Origin of the sequence: Methanobrevibacter sp. (assembly GCF_045646205.1) — an archaeon.
Taxonomy (GTDB): domain Archaea; phylum Methanobacteriota; class Methanobacteria; order Methanobacteriales; family Methanobacteriaceae; genus Methanocatella.
In genome coordinates this window covers 26,932-50,586 of record NZ_JAZRKF010000058.1, presented here as the reverse complement: position 1 = coordinate 50,586, position 23,655 = coordinate 26,932, and the positions used below count along the sequence as shown (strand labels likewise).

Annotated in this window: 3 protein-coding genes (1 of these 3 only partly in view); 1 reads left to right on the top strand and 2 read right to left on the bottom strand. The window is 35.1% G+C overall.

Features of this window, described 5'->3' with window-relative positions:
- Positions 1–58: 58 nt before the first annotated feature.
- Together ACKI44_RS09575 and ACKI44_RS09570 are read right to left on the bottom strand one after the other, a co-directional pair.
- Positions 59–1,837 carry an ABC transporter ATP-binding protein gene (locus ACKI44_RS09575; protein ID WP_407423815.1) on the bottom strand — a complete coding sequence of 593 codons (1,779 nt, stop codon included), beginning with the start codon at positions 1,835–1,837 and terminating at the stop codon, positions 59–61.
- Complete coding sequence (locus ACKI44_RS09570) at positions 1,837–3,546, bottom strand: ABC transporter ATP-binding protein (RefSeq protein ID WP_407423813.1); 1,710 nt, start codon at positions 3,544–3,546, stop codon at positions 1,837–1,839. Before ACKI44_RS09570 ends, ACKI44_RS09575 begins: the two co-directional genes overlap by 1 nt.
- Positions 3,547–4,071: 525 nt before the next feature.
- Between ACKI44_RS09570 and ACKI44_RS09565 the strand changes: the two genes are divergently transcribed.
- A protein-coding gene (locus tag ACKI44_RS09565; protein ID WP_407423811.1) for an amino acid adenylation domain-containing protein crosses the window boundary here: on the top strand, positions 4,072–23,655 show its 5' portion. Its footprint extends 14,013 nt past the window's final position; only the first 19,584 of its 33,597 coding nucleotides appear in the window; the start codon lies at positions 4,072–4,074; its stop codon lies off the right edge, out of view.

Sequence of the window (23,655 nt, the reverse complement as noted above, 5' to 3'; positions counted from 1 at the left end):
CTCCGGCTTCTTTAAGCAGGTGAGGTTCAAAAATAGGCATAAATTGAGACTCTTGGATTCAGTAGCTATTTTCCTGAGTCTTCAATGTATTGTAATAGTATCCTTTTAGAGCTAGAAGCTCATCATGGGTTCCCTGCTCAATGACTCGGCCTTTTCCCAGCACGATAATTTTATCGGCATTTCTAACGGTTGACAGTCTGTGAGCTACAACAAAACTGGTTTTATTTCCCATCAGATTATCTAAAGCCTCCTGAATCAGCATTTCTGTTCTTGTATCTACATTGGATGTTGCTTCGTCTAAAATCAATATTTCCTTGTTGGAAATAATTGCTCTAGCTATTGTCAGAAGTTGCTTTTGGCCCTGTGATAGGTTATCCGCATCCTCATTGAGGATAGTATTATACCCTTCCGGGTGCTGTCTTATGAATTTGTCTGCATTCGCTTTCTTGGAAGCTGCAATCAGTTCATCATCGGTTGTGTCGAGATTGCCGTATCTGATGTTTTCTTCAATAGTATCTGAAAACAGCCAGATCTCCTGCAATACCATTCCCATATATGACCTCAGTGAATGTTTGTCATATTCATTGATGTTTACTCCATCAATTCTTATCTCACCTGAATCTACATCGTATAATCTTGTAAGCAGTTTGATTAGGGTAGTTTTACCCGCTCCGGTTTCACCGATAATAGCTATCTTTTCACCTTTTTTGACGGTCAATGAAAAGTTGTCAATGATTTTTTCATCTTCGGTGTAACCAAAACTGATGTTGTCAAAGGTTATTTCATTTTCAAATCTTTCAAGTTCCTTTTGGGATGGATTTTCCTCCACTTCCATATCTAAAAACTCGAATATCCTCTCGGCAGATGCCATTCCTGCCTGAAGATGAGGTATTATCGCTGTCAGGTTTTCGATAGGTTCTGTAAAATTCTTTAAATATTCAAAAAATGACAGAACTCTTCCTAGTGTCATTGTGCCTTGAAGAACAGAAATTGAACCCAATACTGCTATTGCAACATATCCCAAATTGGAATTCAAACTCATGATTGGGGTGTTAAGGCTGGAAAAGAACCTGGATTTCCATTCATGATTATACCATTCATCAACGTTGTCATTAAAATCATCAATGGCACGATTTTCATAATTGAGTGTCCTTATTACCTCCTGGCTGGAAAATATTTCCTCAATTTGACCAGATGTGCTTCCCTGGATAAACAGCTGCTTTTCGAAATATTTTTGGGAGAATTTGACGACTATTGCAATAAGTGCAGAGGATAGAAGGACTACTGCAACAATGGCCAATGTTAGCCAGGCATTGATGGTAATCATCATTATCAGTGTGCCAATGATTGTGATAATGGTGGTTGTGATTTCTAAAAATGATGATGTGAGGCCGACTTCCAGAGTGTCAATGTCATTTGTGAGTCTTGATAAAACATCACCTATCTGATTTTCATCAACTGCCTCCATTGGCATTTGTATTGCCTTGTTCATCATTTTTTGCCTTAGTGAATAGATAATTTCTGAAGTCGTTTTTGTCAGATAGTATGTTTGTATGTATGAAACCAGATTGCTGATGAAATATAATGTCGCAGTGATGAATAAAAGATAAAACAATCTCTCATAATCAATCGTTCCGGTATGGTTGATGATATTTCTGGCTCCTTCAATGAGTATGTTGATTGCATCCCCTAGCAATAGTGGGCTGATAATCGTAAACAGGACTGATATTACTGCACAAATGCCTGTTAAGATGAATTTGAGTTTACGCTCATTCATCAAGCGTAAAACATTTTTGATGATTCTTCCCAATCCCATTTTTTCATTATTTGAATCCATTATACCGCATCCCTCAGTGCATCGACTTGGCTGTCTACAATTTCACGGTAAATCCCGCAGGTTTCAACTAATCTGTCATGAGGACCCCTGTCGAGGATTTTGCCATTATCCAAAACGATTATTTCGTCGGCATCCTTTATTGTTGAAATCCTTTGGGATACTATTAGAATTGATGATCCCTCCATCTCTTTGAGATTGTTTTTAATTATCCTCTCGGTGTTCATGTCAAGGGCTGAAAAACAGTCGTCGAAGAGATAAAAGTCACATTCCTTTAAAATTGATCTTGCTATAGATAGGCGCTGCTTTTGCCCGCCTGAAAAATTGGCTCCTCCCGGCGCAACTTCATCATCCAAGCCATCAATGAAATTCACATTTGCCCTTTTCAGTGCTTCATTGATTTCATCATCACTTGCATTTTCATCAATGATTGTCATGTTGGATTTTACGGTTCCCTCGAATATATGGGCTTTTTGCGGTGTGAAACTTATGTTTTCCCGCAGGGTTGATAGCTTGTATTTTTTGATGTTTTCTCCATTCAGCAGTATCTCACCTGCAGTTGGGTCCTGAAGGCGGGGTATCAAGTTGAGTATTGTTGATTTGCCGGACCCAATTCCTCCGATAATAGCTATTGTTTTGCCAGGTTCCAATTTTAAGTTGATGTCTGTTAAAGTGTTGTTTTCACTGTTCGGATATTTGAAATCCACATTTTTGAATTCGATGATTGGCTTGTCGGTGTTGATTGTGTCTATTTCGCCGTCAGTGATGCTTACTTCGGTTTTGAATATTTCATTTACGCGCCTTATGGAAACGATGATGTCGGGCATTATGGTAAAGAATGTCGCAACCATTAAAAAGGAGGTCACGATTTGGGTTGCATATTGGATAAATGCTAGCAAATCTCCAATCAGCATGTCTCCAGCTTCAATCTGAAATGATCCGAAATAAATTATCCCGACAGTCATGAGGGATAAATGCAATGTCAATAGGGGTGTTAGAAGAAGGATATATCTGTAAGCACGGATGTTGGTTTCATTGAATTCGCTATTTACTTTATCAAATTTTTTCTCTTCATAATCCTGCCTTACAAAAGTTTTGATGACAGGCATCCCGGTTAGGACTTCTCTGGTGTTTACATTGATTCTATCTGTTATTTCCTGCAGTTTTCCAAGGTAAGGCAGTACTTTCATGAAAATAGGAATCATGAAGATTATGACGATGGCAAATATCAAAAGGATTATCCAGGAGAGGTTGGTTCCAAGTTCAAGGGACTTCATGATGCCTCCGACTCCGATGATTGGTGCGAATATGATTACAGTCAAAAGCTCTTCTGCAAACATCTGGATTTGTGAAACGTCGATTAGGATTCGGGTAATCAGTGAGGACTTTGAAATGTCATTCAATTCATGATTGGAAAACTTCAGGACCTTGGGAAAAATCATTTTTCTCAAATCTCTTGCATATCCCGAAGAAAACCTGCTTGAGAAAAAAGCGACAAGAATTGCGGAAACTGTTGCAAGAACAGTCGTTGTTATCATTTTCATTCCAATGTCATAGACATAATCCATATCTGCATTGGCAACACCAACATTTACGATATCTGCGGTATATTCAGGCAGCGTCAATGTAAAATATGCCTGGATGATTAACAGGATAAGAATGAGTATAATCGTTTTGTATTTTTTTATTATTGGTGAAATCAATGCATTCATGAACATATTTATTGGCCTATGTTATATTTAAATTATTTTCTTATTCATTTATTCATCAATTTTTTATTATTTTGTTTATTTATATGATAATATTATTTTTATTTAATATTTTTTTATCAATCATGGACAAATTTGTTCATAATTATGCGGATTATTATAATTGATATTTAAAAGTTGTTTATTTTATAAAAATATTTGTATTTTTTATAGTTCAGTTTAATTTTTTAAAAAATTAAGGACATATTTTTAATTCATATTTGATTAAGTGTTTAAATATATATTATTTGTTTTTTGTTAAGTATTAGAGTTATAAAATTGAATTAGGATGTAAAAATTTTTATTAAAATATTTTTTTTATAATTATTTTCAAAATTACTGTACAATATTATATTTTTTTGGAGGTGATTTTATTGAAGTTTGTTTATTTTTTTTTAAATATTTTGAAAAATTTTTAATAATTTATTTATAGTGCTAAATTTCATACATATTAATGTAATTTAGAATCTATTTCAAAGGTGAGATTTTATGGAATTTTATGAAATTAAATTCAGTTTCAAATATGAACTGATGGATGAGAATCGTTTGGATGCAATTTTTAAAAATATTGGAAACCTGTTGGATGTGCGTTTTGATGAAAATTTAAATCCGTATCGTCAAAAAAATGACGGTAAGATTTACGAGCTCAAAGAAATAAGTGACAAGACAATTGAAAATGAAATGGATGTCTTTTTCAAATTCAAATTCGAGGACATGACGGACGTTCCGTTGTATAGGTTCCTAGTTCTAAAAGGTGATGATGAGTTAACAGTTTTGGCAAATATTCACTCTTCAATCTTTGACTACTCCTCAATAAACGTCATCAAGGAACTGTTCAACAACCCTGAAGCAGCCAATATTCCAAAAGTCATCGGCTCTTACTTTGAAGAGTATGAGGAATATTTGAATTCACCAGATTTTGATGATGATCGTTCCTATTGGGATAATAAACTTCTGGATGCTGAAGATTATGTGAAATATTTCAATATAAAGTCAAATAATTATCGAAACATTAGTTTTTCTATTGAAAACGATTCCCTTTCTACCTTCCTTAAAAATCATAAAATTTCAAAATATAATTTCTTTACCGCTATTTTTTCATTATATTTCTCCCGAATAGATTCAACAGAAGGATGTCTATTGAAATCCTCAATTAACACTGAAGAAGTTGTTTTTGGAGCCAATGCCAAAAATACTTTATTAATGATAGATTACTATAAGAATGACACTTTCGAAGAATATTTAAACAGAATCGAAGAAGATTACAGAGATGCCCTGGAACATACCAGGGTTCGTATTGAAGATTATGTTGACAGTTCATTTTATTATGCGATTCACGATTTCACTAAGCTAAATGATATTGATGTAAGAAACGGAGACGGATCTGCCTTAACATTAAATTTATATGAAGATTCAATTGACGTCATATACAATTATGAGATATTTTCAGAAATTTACATTAAATATCTCATAGGAAATATAAAACATTTGACCGATAATGTATTGGAAAGCATCAATCAGCGCTGCGGCGATTTGGAAGTTTTATCAATCGGAAATCAATATGATTTCAATGGCTTATATGAATTGACCGAATCTCAAAGGACTGTTTATTCTGATGCTCAAAATGAAACGGGCACAAGATATAACAACCCTCTCAAATTAGGATTGGGAAATTCATACTCTGTTGCAAAAATTAAAAAAGCAATAAACAAATTACTGAAACTGCATCCAGTTTTAACCTCACGTGTCCTAGATGAAGGAAACCTGATAGGGTTTGACGCTAAGCCGCCTGTAGCGGTCGGTTTGACTGAAGACATTGAAAGTTTTGTCAGGCCTTTTGAATTGAATAAGTATCTGTCCCGATTTTTGATTGTGGAAGATAAGAGTGATGTGTTTTTATGTATGGATTTCCACAGTTTGATTTTCGATGCAACATCATTCAATACAGTAATAAACAGTTTATTGAAAATCTTAAATGGAGAAAATACTGAATTGGTGGACACTGGAGTTTTAAGAGAAATATCATTTGAAGAAGCCATTAACGATTCTGAATATAGGGGTTACGCCCAAAAGTTCTACGACAGTGCATTGTCCGAAAGGGATGAGGTTAATGATTTGGTATTTTCCGTTGCCGAAGACAGTTCAAAATCTTATGTTGAACGTTTCAGCATTGATGAAGAGAATGTAACTTCATTTTTAGATCATCATAATATAACCCGAAATCAGTTTTTCGCAAGCGTATTTGCATATACTCTGTCAAGATTTACTGGTTCATCCAAAGTCATATTTGATTTAATCACTGATGGCAGGGCTCATTTGGGTTTGTCTGATTCTGTAGGAATGTTTTACCAAACATCCCCAGTGCTTATGGAGTGTAACAATCAAAGTGTTGAATCTTTCATGAATTATTCCCGTGATATAATTGATACTGTAAGCAAATTTGACTTGTATTCATTCATGGAACTTGTGTTTGACTATCAGCTGGAAAATACAGTTTCATTTGGTGTTTTACAGGATATTTTTTCCTCTACAATAGATATGGAATTTGAAATGCTGGAAAAAGACATGTGGGCTAATTTTTCAACAGTGGTCTATTATGCAAAAAGAGATACATTGGAAATAAGAATATTCTACTCCGAGAAATACTCCGATAATTTTGTAAAACACTTTGTTGATTCATTCAAATTAATATTGGGGGGTATCGTTAGAGAAGAGATGTTGTCTGATATTAATTATGTCGATGAAGCTGATTTAAACCTTTTAGATGGTTATAATAAAACTGAACGTAATCTGATGTTCGATGACCTTCTGGAAGCATTCAACTTTAATTTATTTAAAAATCCCGAAAAACCTCTCGTATCATATAAGGATAAGGTTTATAACTATAGTCAAGGAGCATTTATTGCAGATAAGCTTGCCTGTGCCATTAAGGATGCAGGTGTTGGTGCGCATGACAATGTTGCTTTTTTAGTTGAAAGGTCTGAACTGTACATGTTCTGTGTTTTAGGTGTCTTATCAACTGGTGCTGCATATGTTCCTTTGGATGATGCCCATCCGGATGAACGTATCAAGTTCATATTAAATGATACTTCATCTAAAGTGGTTATTGTCAGTGATGAAACCTGCAATCGCGTCAAATCCCTGAATGAGGATGCAATCATCATAAACATTTCCGACATTGTCAACGGTGAAATCGGAGAGTTATCCAGTTTGCCTACAGTTGAAGGCGATATTGCCTGTATTCTTTATACCAGTGGATCTACAGGCCTTCCTAAAGGTGTAAAAATTACAAGGGATGCTATCTTAAACAGTGTGGAATCATATGCCAATAAATTTAAAATTACTAATGAGGATGTCTATGGCCTATTCGCTACAATCGGGTTTAACACAGCTTCACTGGCAATATGTCAAAGTTTTTATTCAGGAGCCTGCTTATCAGTTGTTCCCGGTGAGATTAAACTTGATATGGTAAAATTAAATGATTATTTCATAGAACAGTGGGTTACACATACATTAATTACCACACAAGTGGGAAAACTTTACATGGAAACTATTAGTGAGTCTCCTTTGAAAGTTATTTTAGTAGCTGGTGAAAAATTAGGGGAATTTGATAATCCTAATGATTATCAATTTGTAAATGCATTCGGACTTACTGAAGTATTTTCGTTCATCACCTCATTATGCAATAGCAAAAAAATCGATTCATCCTCGATTGGTATGTGGAATTTCAATACTAAAATGTATATTTTAGATGATGAATTAAGACGTGTGCCGGTTGGAGCTGTTGGAGAGTTATGCATTTCAGGTTATCAGATTTCAGATGGATATCTAAACAGGGAAGAAGAAAACAGCAAAGCATTTGTAAAAAATCCATTTGATGACAGTAAGGATTATAATGTTCTATTCCGTACAGGTGATATGGTAAGAATATTGCCAGATGGAACATTGGGTATTATCGGACGCCGTGACACCCAAGTAAAAATTAGAGGAAACCGTGTAGAACTCTCTGAAGTCGAATCTGTCATCCGTCAATTGGATTACGTGACTGACGTCACTGTTCAGGCAGTTAAACACGAGTCCAATAATGAATTGGTGGCATATGTTGTTGTGGATAATGACTGTGGCGAGGAAAAGCTCAGAGAAAATGTTCTGGAGCATGTAGGTGAAAGCAAGCCTCCATTTATGGTTCCATCATATGTAATTAAAATGGATGAGATTCCATTGAACGTTCACGGTAAAGTGGATAAGCGTGCATTGCCTGCTGTTAATCGTGATAAATTACGTGCAGAATATGTTGCTCCAACAAACGACGTGGAAAAAAGTATTGTAAGGATATTTAAAATAATATTTGATCAGGATGATATAGGTATTCTTGATGACTTTGTTCGTCTTGGTGGAGATTCCCTGACTGCCATTAAAGTATTGTCATATCTTGAGGAATATAATTTATCAACCGCTGATATTTTAAGGTTGCGCACTCCTCAAGCCATTGCAGCCAGCATACATGATAATGACGAATTTGATTTGGACGTCTATTCCCTAAAAGAGGGTTGCCCATTAAATGAACCTCAGTTAAATGTATATCTGGATATTGTTGCTAATGATAAGAAAGATGCATATAACCTTCCTTTCTTCATGAATATTTCTAAGGATTATTCTCTTAGTGATATAGAAGAAGCATTGGATGTCATGTTTGATTTCCATCCAATTTTGGGAATGCATGTTAGCGATGATTTTGATGTTCCTTACATGGTTAATGGAAGAAAGCCATCAATTTCTGTTTTGCATGACATTGATAATGAGTTTATTCGTGACTTTTTGACTGAACCGTTTGATTTGTATGACAGTTTATCAAGATTCCTAATTATTGAAACTGATGATAAATATTCATTATTTGCAGTTTTCCATCACTTGGTATATGATGCTTCATCTAAACATGTATTTAAACGTGATTTGCAGACAATACTTGATGGAGGTTCCATTGCATTGGATGATTCATTCTTAAAGGTAGCTGCATTCAATCAGCAAATGCAGGGTACAAAAGAATTCAAAGAGGCTGAAGAATTCTATGCTTCCAGATTGGCTGACAGTGATGATGCGGGAATATTATTGGAAGATGTATTGGGTGATGGGCCTGGTGTCTATCAGAGTACATTGGAAATGGATGAAGATGTATTTAAAGGATTTTTAAAGGAATGCAACATCAGTGAAAATATCTTATTTACTAGCGTTTTTGCTTATACATTATCCAGATTCACAGGTAGCGACAAGGTTTCATTTAACGTAATAGAAAATGGGCGTGACAGATTTGATAATTTCGACTCTATAGGCATGTATGTTAACACATTACCTATTTTAGCTGACTGTAAGAATCAAAGCATTTCTAGTTTTATGGAGCAGATGTCTGATTTGGTTTATGATGTTATGAGACATAATTATTATCCATTTAGATTGCTGACAAGTCACTATGATATTGATTCTAGTGTTATTTTCCAGTATTTGCCTGAATGGATAGAGTTTGCAGACAATGCAGATAATTTGGATATTGAAAATGAATTAGTTCAGTATCTGAATGATTCTATTAACGATTTTACTGTTGATGTTAGGAAAGTGGGTGAAAGTTACCTTTTGAACATTAATTACTCAGAGAAATTTTCCGAAGACATGAGCAAAACCTTTGCAGCAACATATAATCAAATTCTATCACAAATGATTGGTCATGATAAATTGTCTGATATCAGTTATGTTTCCCATTCTGATTTGGAGCTTTTAGATTCCCTGAACCATAATGAACATCCATTGGATTATGATGACCTTTTGGATGCATTCAATGATAATTTAGCTGATTGTCCAGATAATGGTCTTGTTTCTTATAATGATTCCGTTTACACTTACGGCGAAGGGGCATTCATTGCCGATAAGATTGCAAAATATTTAAGAGATTATGGAATTGAAACAGGAGATAATGTCGCTTTCCTTGTTGAGCGCTCAGAACTCTACATGTTCAGCGTTTTAGGTATTCTATCTATTGGTGCTACTTATGTTCCTTTGGATGATGGCCATCCCGATGACCGTATACAATTCATATTGGAGGATACTGAATCTAAGATTGTCCTTGTTAGTGATGATACATATGAACGTGCCAAATCACTGGCAAATGATGCAACCCTTCTAAATATTTCAGACATTCTCAAAGAGGATATAGGTACTTTGGATAAGTTGCCTGTTGCTTATGGTGATGTGGCTTGTATGCTGTACACCAGTGGTACTACTGGCCTTCCTAAAGGTGTTAAAGTTACCAGAAAATCCATTCTTAATATCTCTGAGGTTTATGTTGATAAGTTTGACTTTGACAGAAATGATGTTTATGGATTGTTTGCCAATATCAGTTTTGACGCTGGTTCATGGGGTATTTGCCAAACAATTTATGCAGGAGCTTGTTTGTCAATCGTTCCAGATGAAATTAAGCTGGATATTCATGAATTAAACAAATATTTCGTTGAACATGGCGTAACTCATACAATGATTACTACACAGGTAGGTAAACTCTTTATGAGTGGTGTTGAAGATACATCGTTAGAGGTTTTAATGGTTGGTGGTGAAAAACTGGGTGACTTTGAAAGCCCTGAAGATTACCGTTTAATTGACGGGTTTGGACCAACAGAAACATTCGCATTCATATCATCAATCGACAACAACGATAAGATTGATTCATCATCCATAGGTCAGATTAACCACAATATTAAGTTTTATGTTTTAGATGATGAGTTTAGGCGTGTTCCTTGTGGTGCTGTCGGTGAATTGTACGTATCAGGTTATCAGCTTGCTCAAGGTTACCTGAACCGTGAAGAAGAAAATGCCAAAGCATTTATTGACAATCCATTTGACGATGATGAAGATTACAGCACTTTATATCGTACTGGAGATATGGTGAGGTTGTTGCCGGATAAAACACTAGCTATCGTTGGTCGTCGTGACAGCCAAGTCAAAATCAGAGGAAACCGTGTAGAGCTATCTGAAATAGAATCTGTAATACGTGAAATAGATTATGTTGATGATGTAACTGTTCAAACTATTAAGAGTGGCACAAATAATGAATTGGTTGCTTATGTCGTGGTAAGTGATGATTTGGATGATGATACATTAAGGGATATTATTCAAGGATATGTGGGTGAGTTTAAACCGGAATATATGGTTCCATCATATGTAATTGGTTTGGATAGCATTCCTTTAAATGTTAATGGTAAAGTGGATAAGCGTGCATTGCCTGAGGTAACTACTGAAGATTTACGTGCCCAGTATGTTGCTCCAAATACTGAAACCGAAAGAATAATCGTTGAAGCATTTGAAACTGTGTTTGATCAAGAGGATATTAGTTTATATGATGACTTTGCTCGATTGGGTGGGGATTCAATCAAATCCATTCGTGTGATTTCACTTCTTCAAAAGGAAGGCATTTCATGCAATGCCAAGGATATATTGACTTATAAGACTCCTTATCTGATTGCCCGCAATATCGGGGAGGAAGTTAAAGAGTCATATGATGCTGTTGAAGGTCCTGTTGACTTGCTTCCGATTCAAAGATATTTCTTTGATGAAATAAATAGGGATGATTTCACACAAGAGTTTGTTTTAGAGGCTGTTAGCAACTTAGATTTGAATGTCCTTCAGGAAGCCTGGGACGAACTGTCCAATGTCCATGACATGTTAAGGGCAACCTATAGAATCGAAGATGGTGAAGTCATACAGGAAGTACTCCCATTGAACACTAACATTTGCAGATTAAATGAATATAATATATATAATGACTTGGATGAGAATATTAACAAAATAATAGAAAATTCAAAGAATTCCCTTGACATTTCAAATAAACTGATGGATATAAGTTTAGTTCAGTATGGTGGAAAATCCTATGTTGTCTTTGTCATTCACCACCTGATTGTGGATGGTGTAAGCTGGAGTGTAATATTGGATGATTTAACTTATATTTACACTCAGATGATTTCCGGCAATGAAATTGACCTTGCAAGACCTTATCCATATAAATCATGGGTCAATGATGTTAAAGAATTGGTTGAAAACATATCTGATGAAGAGAAAGAACATTGGATTGAAATTAACGGTTTATTGGATGATTCGGATATTATGGGTAAAGCCAAAGCATTCAATTTCAATCTTGAAAATATCAGTTATGATGTCGATAACCTGTTAAATCTGTCTGAAGAGGAATACTTTGCATTAGGTATTGCCCGTGCATATAAAAGGACATATGGCAAGGACATTATTTTCAACCGTGAATCATATGGTCGTGAAGAAAGTTTGGCTGATGTGAACCGGACTGTTGGATGGTTTACTACACAATATCCGATTTCTGTTGATGTAGGAACTGATTATGATTCGATTTCATTGACATTGGATGCGTTAAAACTTAAAAGATCATTTAAGGAAATTAAAAATTTAGGTTTGAATTACTCCTCTTTAATTTACGATACTCATGAATTGGAATTTAAACATTGTCCGGTTACTTTCAACTTTTTAAGTACTGAATTTGCTTATAAAAATAAATTATTTGAAGCATTTGATGTTCAAACTGTTGACGAACTTGAATTGGGTGATGCTGATCAGTATGGTGTTGATTTAAATGTTTTGAATATGGATGATGGTTATGTGGTGACTGGCCAGCGTGCTGATGGTACCTATATTGATGATAAATTTTCTGAGTTTGTAGATAATATTAAGCAGGAATTAGAGTTTATTGCAGGCTATGGAATTGAAGAAGGTATTGTCTGCTGCTTATCCGAAGCTCAATTAGGTATTTATCTTGATGAAAAAGTCAACGATAAAGGTACCGCTTATGCTGCTCCTGGATTTGTTGAATGCAGCTCAGAATGCACTGTTGAAGATATGAAAAATGCTGTCACTGCTTTAATGGATAAGCATCCTGTTTTAAGAGGACGTATTGTTGATGATAGTGACTTGCCTCTTATGGTCTGTGACAGCAATCCCGTAATTGAAGAAATTGACCATAATGATTATGATAGTCTTATCAGGCCATTCAATCTTACTGAATCTCTTTGCCGTTTCTATATTAACGATGATGAAAAAGTCATATTCTATGATATGCACCACATTATAAATGATGCATCCAGTTATTCAATAATCACTCGGGACATACTTGCTGCATTGGATGGCAGTTTAGATGAAGAATTAGATTTAGGATTTGTATACGCTAGTAATGATTCATATAACTCCAAATTTGAACCTATTTACGAATCTGCACAGGAATTCTTCAATAATTTATTTGCCGACATTGATGAAGTAAACACTATTTTGGATGATTTGGATGGCACTTCAGAGATTTTATCTCTTCCTGTTAGGGGTATTCGTGATCGTGTTGAAGAATTTGCTTTTGAAAAAGGCATTACTGTGGGAGCATTGCTAAATTCAATATTTGCATACACATATTCCCGCTTTGTTGGCTCTGATAAGGTTTATTATACTTTCACTGAACATGGTCGTCATGAGGAATACAATAATGATGCTTTAGGAATGTATGTCCGTACAATTCCTCTATTGGTTGACTGTAAGGATGACTCAGTTGAAAACTTTGCAAGTTACTTCTCTGACTTGAACCTAAATTCAATGGTAAACAGTGTTTATCCATTCAGATTGCTTGCTAGTGAATATGATTTAAACAATGAGGTCAGTTTCGAATATAACTTTGATTTGAATGATGTGTCTCATGTAAAAAATGAATTAATCGTTGCACCTGCAGGTGATGTGGTATCTGATATTTCATGCATCATTAATGATTTGGATGATGGATATCTAGTTTATTTAGAACATTCTGATAAGTATTCTCATGAAACTGGAGTCCGTTTTGTTGAGGCATATGCAGAAATATTAACACAAATAGTGGATGCTGAAAGACTATCCGATATTGAATATGTTTCCAAATCTGATTTGGAGATTTTGGATGATATTAACCAAACTGAACATGATTTGGTGCATGAGGATATCTTAGATGCATTCAATGTAAATCTCAACAAAAACCCAGACAAGGCTCTGGTGTCTTATTATGATGCGTCTTACACCTATTCTGAAGGTGCATTTATTGCGGACAAACTTGCTAATAGATTAAGGGATCTTGGTGTTGAATCTCAGGATAAGGTTGCTTTCTTGGTTGAAAGGTCTGAACTGTATATGTTCTGTGTGTTAGGTGTGATGTCAATGGGTGCTATTTATGTTCCATTAGATGATAAACATCCTGATGACCGTATACAGTTCATATTGGAAGATACTCGGTCTAGTGTTCTAATTGTTGATGATAATACTTATGAGCGTGCTAAATCATTAACGGATGATGCAATACTTTTAAACATATCTGATGTGATGAAGGGGGATGTTGGAACTTTAGATGAATTGCCTGTTGTTTATGGTGATTTGGCTTGTATTTTATACACTAGTGGTACAACCGGCATTCCTAAAGGTGTTAAAATCACTAGAAAATCTGTTCTTAACTTATCCGAATTCTATATCAGAAAATACGAATTAAGTGAAGATGATGTATATGCTTTATTTGCATCTATTGGTTTTGATGTGGCAATGAAGGCTATTTTCCCAACAATATGTTCTGGTGCATGCTTAAGCGTTATTCCTGGCGATATCAAACTGGACATGAATGCAATGAATCAATACTTCATTGAACAGGGTGTAACACACACTGAAATATCCACACAAGTAGCTAAACTCTTCATTAGTCAGGTCGATGAAACTTCTTTGAAGGTTTTAACTACTGGTGGTGAAAAACTTGGTGAAAGTGAAATTGATGTGGATTATCGTTTCGTTGACTCATATGGTCCGACAGAAGCATGTGTTGACGTAACCAGTATAGATTCAGATGACAGAATAGATCCGTCATCAATTGGATTCCTGCTTGACAACATCAAAGCTTATGTGCTGGATGACGAGGCAAGACGTGTACCTGTCGGTGCCGTTGGTGAACTGTACTTGGCAGGTAATCAAATAGCAGACGGATACCTGAACCGTGATGAAGAAACAATGAAAGCTTTCCTTGAAAATCCATTTGATGAAGGAAAAGACTACAGCGTAATGTATAGAACAGGAGACATTGTAAGGGTCTTGCCGGATGGATCATTCGGTATTGTCGGGCGTCGTGACAGCCAGGTTAAAATCAGAGGAAACCGTGTGGAACTGTCAGAAATCGAGGCGGTCATACGTGAAATAGACTACGTCGAAGACTTGACTGTTCAAACAATTAAAAACGGTACAAACAATGAACTGGTTGCTTATGTGGTTGTATCTGATGAATTTGATGGTGATGACCTAAAAGATAATATCTGTAATTATGTTGATGAGCGTAAACCGGAGTATATGATTCCTTCATTTGTCATTGAATTGGATGAGATTCCATTGAATGTAAATGGTAAGGTGGATAAGCGTGCATTGCCTGAAGTTGATGTTGAAGAATTGAAAGTTGAGTATGTTGCACCAACCACCGAAACTGAAAAACTAATTGTAAATATATTTGAAGAAGTCTTTAATCAGGAAAATATTGGCCTCTATGATGATTTTGTTCGCATGGGCGGTGATTCATTAACTGCAATTAAAGTGCTGTCTTATCTTGGCGACTATAATGTTACTGCAGCAGACATTATGAGTTTGCGCACTCCATTTGCAATTGCTGAAAGCATTAAAGAAGATACAATGGATTTGGATATTTACACTTTAGAAAGTGGATGTCCGTTGAATGAACCTCAATTAAATGTATACTTGGACATTATCGCAAACAATAAGGTAGATTCATATCTCCTTCCAATAACCATGGACATTTCCAAAGACTATGATGCTGATGATATATATGGTGCATTGGATATGATGCTGGACGCTCATCCTATTTTGGAAATGTGTGTCAGCGATGAATTTGAAGTTCCTTATTTAGTTAAAGGATCAAAACCGTCCATTTCATTTGAAAATGATGTTAGTGATGATTTTGTCAAGGAATTCCTAACAAAAGGATTTAACTTGAATGATAGTTTGTCTAGATTTTTAGTTGTTGAAAATGAAAATAGATATGTGCTATTTGCCGTTTTCCATCACATTGTATTTGATGCTTTATCTGAAGATGTATTCAAACGGGATTTACAGATTATTCTTGATGGTGGTGCTGTAGATATTGATGATTCATTCTTAAAAGTGTCCGCTTTCACACAGCAAATAAAAGATTCTGAGGAATATTCTGTTGCTTATGATTTCTATGATTCCATGCTTGCAGATGCTGATGAAGCGGGTGTGTTCTTGGACAGCGTATTGCCTGATGGTCCGGGAGCTTCATTCAGTGATTTGGATTTGGATTCTAACTTATTTAAGTCATTCTTGGATAAATGGGGTATTAGCGAGAATGTATTTTTCACTAGTGCATTTGCATACACATTATCCAGATTCACAGGCAGCGACAAGGTTTCATTTAACATTATTGAAAATGGGCGTGACAGATTCAACAATCTAGATGCAATCGGTATGTTTGTTAACACATTGCCTATTCTGGTTGATTGTAAAAATCAAAGGGTTTCTGATTTCATGGAACAGATGTCTGATCTGATTTATGATGTAATGAGATACAGTTATTATCCATTCAGATTACTGGCCGGTGAATACGACATAGATTCAAGCATCATATTCCAATACCTGCCTGATTGGATTGGTGATGATGAGGATGATGATATTGAGGAGAATAATATCAAAGAAATGAACGATATGATTACAGATTTCAATGCAGACGTTGTCCAAAAAGGAGATAAATACAGCTTACACTTATTATATTCAGATAAATATTCCAAGGACATAATTAAATCCTTTGCAGAAACCTACAATCAAATCATATCACAAATGATTAGTCATGACAATCTGTCTGATATCAATTATGTTTCTCAGTCCAATCTTGATTATTTGGATGCCATGAACAGTAATGAACATCCGTTGGATTATGATAATCTTTTGGATGTTTTCAATGACAATCTTGCTAATTATCCGGATAATAATCTGGTATCATATAATGATTCTATTTATACTTATGGTGAAGGGGCATTTGTTGCCCATAAGGTTGCAGAATCCCTAAAAGATTTAGGTGTTGAGCCAGGGGATAATGTTGCTTTCCTTGTTGAACGTTCCGAGCTGTACATGTTCAGCGTTTTAGGTATTCTATCATTGGGCGCTACTTATGTTCCATTGGATGATGCCCATCCAGATGAACGTATTTCCTTCATGTTAAAAGATACACAATCTAAGGTTGTTATTGTTAGTGATGAAACTTATAATCGCGCCAATGAATTGTCTGATGATATTGTTCTTTTAAACATTTTGGATATTCTTAATGAAGATATTGGAACTTTATCCAGTTTACCTGTTGTTTATGGAGATTTGACATGCATTTTATATACTAGTGGTACTACAGGCATTCCTAAAGGTGTGAAAATTACAAGCAAATCCATTGTCAATTTGGCTACATTCTATAAAGACGAATATGGTTTAACTAATGATGATACATATGCTTTATTCTCAACAATTGGTTTTGATGCGGCATTGTTGGCTATGGTTGTTGTTTTATATTCTGGAGCCTGCTTATCAGTAGTTCCAAATGATATCCGATTTAATATGGAAAAAATGAATGATTATTTCATCAAACATAATGTTACTCATACCTTAATTACTTCCCAAGTTGGAAGATTATTCATGGAAACTGTAGATGATACTTCCTTAAATGTATTGCTCGTAGGTGGAGAAAAATTAGGAGAATTTGAAAGTCCAAAAGGTTATACTTTAGTGGATGCATTTGGTCCAACAGAAGCCTGTGTATTCATTTCTTCAATAAGAAATAGTGATAAGATAGATTCTTCTTCAGTAGGTATTTTAGGATACAATACTAAAGCTTATGTTTTGGATGATGAGTTTAGGCGCGTGCCGGCAGGTGCTGTCGGTGAATTATGTCTGTCAGGTTATCAGGTTGCAGGAGGTTACCTGAACCGTGAAGAGGAAAATATCAAGGCATTCATTGACAATCCGTTTGACAACGATGAGGGTCACGGCACTTTATATCGTACAGGAGACATGGTAAGAGTGCTGCCTGACGGTTCATTAGGTATTGTTGGCCGTCGTGACAGTCAAGTTAAAATCAGAGGAAACCGTGTAGAACTATCAGAAATTGAAGCAGTCATTCGTGAAATAGATTTCGTTGAGGACGTGACTATTCAAACAATTAAGCATGGCACTAACAATGAACTTGTAGCATATGTTGTTGTGACCAATGATTTGGAAGGTGATGCACTCAAAGATTCCATTGCTGATTATGTCGGTGAAAATAAGCCTGAATATATGATTCCTTCATATGTTATTAAATTAGACAGCATTCCGTTGAATGTCAATGGTAAGGTGGATAAGCGTGCCTTGCCTGAAGTTGATGTTGAAGGGTTGCGTGTTGAGTATGTTTCTCCAACAACAGAAACAGAAAAAGTCATTGTTGAGGCATTTGAGTCAGTATTTAATCAGGACGAGATTGGTTTGTATGATGACTTTACACGTCTTGGAGGAGATTCAATCTCAGCAATCAGGGTTATTTCATTTATCCAGAAAAATGGAATTTCCTGCAGTGCTAAAGATGTATTGACTTATAAGACCCCTTATCAGATTGCCCAAAACATTGGTGAAATCAATAGTGTTTCCTATGATGCTGTTGAAGGTGAAGTTGATCTGCTTCCTATTCAAGGATATTTCTTTGATCAAATCAATAGCAATGAATTTTCACAGGAATTTATCCTGAAAGCAAAAACTGATTTGGATTTAAGTAATTTACAGAAGTCATTCGATGAATTGACTAAAATTCATGATATGTTAAGAGTAAAATACAGGCATGAAGGGGATAATGTAGTTCAGGAGATCTTACCTGTTGACACTAGAATCTGTGAAATCAATGAAATTAGGGTAACTGGAGATTTCAATGAAGCCGTTATCGATTTAGTTAAAGACTCAATCAATTCAATTAACATTAATAATAATCTAATCAATGTTTCATTGCTTCGTCATGATGATGAGTGCTATGTTGTTATTGTTATTCACCATTTGATTGTCGATGGTGTCAGCTGGGGTGTTTTAATCGATGATTTAACTCATATCTACACTCAAATAATCGAAAGTAAAGAGATTAATCTTTTAAGGCCATATCCTTATAAAAATTGGGTTGAAGATGTAAACAGTTTAGTTGAAAATATTTCCGATAATGAAAAACAGCATTGGACAGATGTTAACGATATGTTGGATGAATCTTCCATAAAAGGCAATTCCAAGGCATTTAATTTCAGTGTTGATGTGTCATTTGATGTCGATAACCTATTGATGTTGTCTGAAGAGGAGTATTTGGCTTTAGCTATTGCACGTGCTTATAAAAAGACCTATGGTGAGGACATTATATTCAATCGTGAGTCATATGGTCGTGATGAAACTGTTGGTGATGTTTCAAGGACAATCGGATGGTTTACAACACAGTATCCTGTCCCGGTAAATGTCAACAATGGGCATGATAATATTTCATTAATGGAAGACGTTTACAGCATCAAAAAAGCATTTAAAGGAATAGATTATTTAGGTTTGAATTACGGGGCACTGATTTACACTTCCAAAGAGTTAGAGTTCAAGCATTGTCCGGTTACTTTCAACTTTTTAAGCTCAGAATTTGCATTTAAAAACGAATTGTTCGAATCATTCAATGAATATATATCTGATGTTTATGAAAACAAAGATGCAAGCCATGATTCTACAGTTTATGGTGTTAGCTTTAATGTTGCTCGTTTTGATGATTCTTATGCCGTGAACGGTGATTATGCGGAAGGCACTTATCTGGGCGATAAGTTTGAAGAGTTTGTTGAAAATGTTAAACATGAATTGAAGTTCATTGGAGAGTATGAATCTGAAGAGATTGTTTGCTGCTTGTCTGAACCTCAATTGGGTATTTATCTGGATGAAAAGGTCAATGACATGGGAACTGCTTATGCCGCACCGGGTGTTTATGAATGCGGCTTGGATAAATCCAGTGATGAAATAAGAAATGCCATTGATCGTTTAATTGAAAAACATCCAGTTTTAAAAGGTCGTGTCGTTGATGGTGAAATTCCTCTTTTAGTATGTGATTCATACCCATCAATTGATACTGCTGACGAGGTAGATTATTCCAAATTGGTCAAACCATTTGATTTAGACAAGGGTCTTGCCCGTTTCAGCATTATAGAAACTGATGAGAACAAATATCTATTCTATGATTTCCACCATATTATTAATGATGCTACTTCACATTCTATTATTCATGAGGATTTAAACAGCATTTTTGATGGCACTATTGATGATACTGTTGATTTGGGCTTTGTTTATGCAAGCATAGATTCATTTGAGTCTAAATTTGATAATATTTATAAAGAGGCTTATGATTTCTTCAACAGGAATCTTTCAGATATTGATGAAGTAAGTCATATGATGTATGATTTGGAGGGTACTAACAATACTATTTCGCTACCTATTCATAATGTTCGCAGCCAAGTTGAAGAATATTGTAGTGAAAATGGTATTACTGTAGGTAGTCTTTTAAATGCGATTTTTGCTTACACATATTCCCGCTTTGCAGGTAGCAGTAAAGTTTACTATACCTATACCGAGCATGGTCGTCATGAAGCGTATCATCAGGATGCCTTAGGCATGTTTGTTCGTACAATTCCGATAATTGTTGATTGTAGTAATGTTTCAATTAATGAATATTTATCTAACGTATCTGATTTGTTATTGGATTCAATGAAATATAGTGTCTATCCATTCAGATTGCTTGCCAGTGAGTTTGATTTAAATAATGATGTTGGATTTGAGTATAATTTCGATTTAAACGATGTATCTGGATATGAGGATGAAATAGTAATCAATGAAACAGGATTTGATTTGGTTTTAGACTTTGCATGTGTAGTTAATGATTTGTCTGACGGTTATTTGGTGACTATTGATTCTTCTAAACACTATTCAAATGAAACTATTATTCGTTTCTTAAATGTATTTAAAGAGGTATTAATTCAGATTTTGGATAATGATAAATTATCTGACATTAATTATGTTTGCAGTGAAGATTTGGAGATTTTGGATGATATCAATCAAAATGAGTGTCCTTTGGAATATGATGACATTCTGGATTCATTCAATAACCATCTTGGTGATTGTCCTGATAATAATCTTGTCTTGTATAATGATTCTGTTTACACTTATGCTGAAGGTGCATTCATTGCCGATAAAATAGCAAATTCCTTAAGGAATATTGGTGTTGAAGCAGAAGACAATGTTGCTTTCCTTGTTGAGCGTTCTGAGTTGTACATGTTCAGCGTTTTAGGTATTTTATCTGTTGGTGCTACTTATGTTCCTTTAGATGATGCCCATCCTGATGAACGTATAGAGTACATATTGAATGATACTGAACCTAATGTTGTTATTGTTAGTGATGAGACTTATGAGCGTGCTGACAAGCTAACTGATTCAGCTACTATTTTAAATGTTTCTGATATTCTTAAGGAGGAAATTGGAACTTTGGATGAATTGCCGGTTGTTTATGGTGATTTGGCTTGTATGCTGTACACCAGTGGTACTACAGGCCTTCCTAAAGGTGTTAAAGTTACAAGAAAATCCGCTCTAAATGTCCCATATTATTACAATGAGGCCTATGGTTTGACACAGGATGATGTTTATGGTATGTTTGCAACCATTGGTTTCGATGCGGGTTCATGGGCTATTCTATCAACAATCTGTGCAGGAGCCTGTTTGGCAGTGATTCCTGAGGATATTCGTTTGGACATGAATGCAATGAATGATTATTTCATTAAACATGATGTCACTCATACTTTTATTACCACTCAGGTCGGTAAGCTCTTTGTTAATAGTGTTGAAGATACTTCGTTGGATGTTTTGGTTGTAGGGGGTGAAAAGCTGGGTGAATTTGAAAGCCCTGAAAACTATGAATTAATCGATATCTACGGACCGACTGAAGCATTCGTTTTCGTTACATCCAAAAACAATAATGATAAGATTGATTCCTCATCAGTTGGTGATTTGATTTACAATACCAAAGCATATATCCTGGATGAAGAGTTTAGGCGTGTACCTGTTGGGGCTGTAGGTGAATTATACTTGGCTGGTGACCAAATTGCTCAAGGTTACCTAAACAATGAAGAGGAAACAAACCATGCATTCATTAACAATCCATTTGATGAAGGAGATTACGGTGTATTGTATCGTACCGGTGATATGGTAAGGGTATTGCCGGATAACTCTTTAGGTGTTGTTGGTCGTCGTGACAGCCAAGTCAAAATCAGAGGAAACCGTGTGGAACTATCTGAAATCGAAGCAGTCATACGTGAAATCGACTATGTTGATAACATTACACTTCAAACCATTAAACATGATTCCAATAATGAATTGGTGGCATATGTTGTCGTGTCCAATGAATTGGAAGGGGACATCCTTAAGGATGCAATTTGTGATTATGTCGGTGAACGCAAACCGGAATATATGATTCCATCATATGTTATTAAATTGGATGAGATTCCAGTGAATGTAAACGGAAAAGTTGACAGAAGGGCGCTGCCTGAAGTTGATGTTGAAGGTTTGCGTGTTGAATATGTTGCTCCAACTGATGAAAAGGAAAAAATAATTGTTGATGCATTCGAGTCAGTATTTGATCAGGATAGGATTGGTTTGTATGATGACTTTACACGCCTTGGTGGAGATTCAATTTCAGCAATCAGGGTTATTTCATTTATCCAGAAAAAAGGCATTTCCTGCAGTGCAAAGGATATTTTAACATATAAAACTCCTTATGCAATTGCACAAAACATTGGTGAAATTACTACTGTTTCATATGATGCAGTTGAGGGTGAAGTTGGTCTGCTGCCTATTCAAAGATATTTCTTTGACCAAATCAATGAAAATAATTTCTCACAGGAGTTCATTTTAGAGTCAATTGAAGATTTGGATATTGAAATTTTACAGAAAGCATGGGATGAATTATCTAATGTCCATGACATGTTAAGGGCAAATTATAGAGTTGAAAATGGAAATGTTATTCAGGAAGTATTGCCGTTAAATTCAAGAGTTTGTGAAATCAATGAAGTTGAAATTGATGAAGATTTAGACGGAAATATTAAAGAAATCGTTATAAATGCAATGAATTCTCTTGATGTTTACAGTAACTTAATGGAGATTCATTTAATTCATCATGATGCAAAATCATATCTTGTATTTGTTCTTCACCATTTGATTATTGATGGTGTAAGCTGGAATGTTTTATTGGATGATTTAACTCACATTTATAATTCACTGCTTCAAGATAATGAACTTGACATTAGAAGACCATATCCTTATAAAAATTGGGTTGAAGATGTCAAAAATCTAGTTGAAAATATTTCTAAAGATGAAAAAGAGCAATGGATTGAAGTAAATAATCTGTTAGACGACTCTTCTATAAAAGGCGAATCTAAAATGTATAGTTTTAGTGTTGATGTGTCTTTTGATACTGATAATTTGTTGATGTTGTCTGAAGAGGAATATTTGGCATTGTCCATAGCTCGTGCATATAAAAAGACTTATGGTAAGGACATAATATTCAATCGTGAGTCTCACGGCCGTGATGAGAGTTTAGCAGATGTTTCAAGAACAGTAGGATGGTTTACCAGCCAATATCCTATTCCAGTAAATGTAAACAACAAATATGATAATATTTCATTGGTTGAAGATGTATATGCCATTAAAACAGCATTGAAAGATGTTGAACATTTAGGATTGAATTATGCTTCATTGATTTATACTACAGAGGAATTTGAATTTAAGCATTCTCCGGTTACTTTCAACTTTTTAAGTACTGAATTTTCATATAAAAACGAATTATTCAAAACATTTGATGTAGATTTATCCGATGCTGTTGAAGACAATGAGGATAGTTTAAAGCTGACTATTTATGGTGTGAGCCTTAATGTTTTCCGT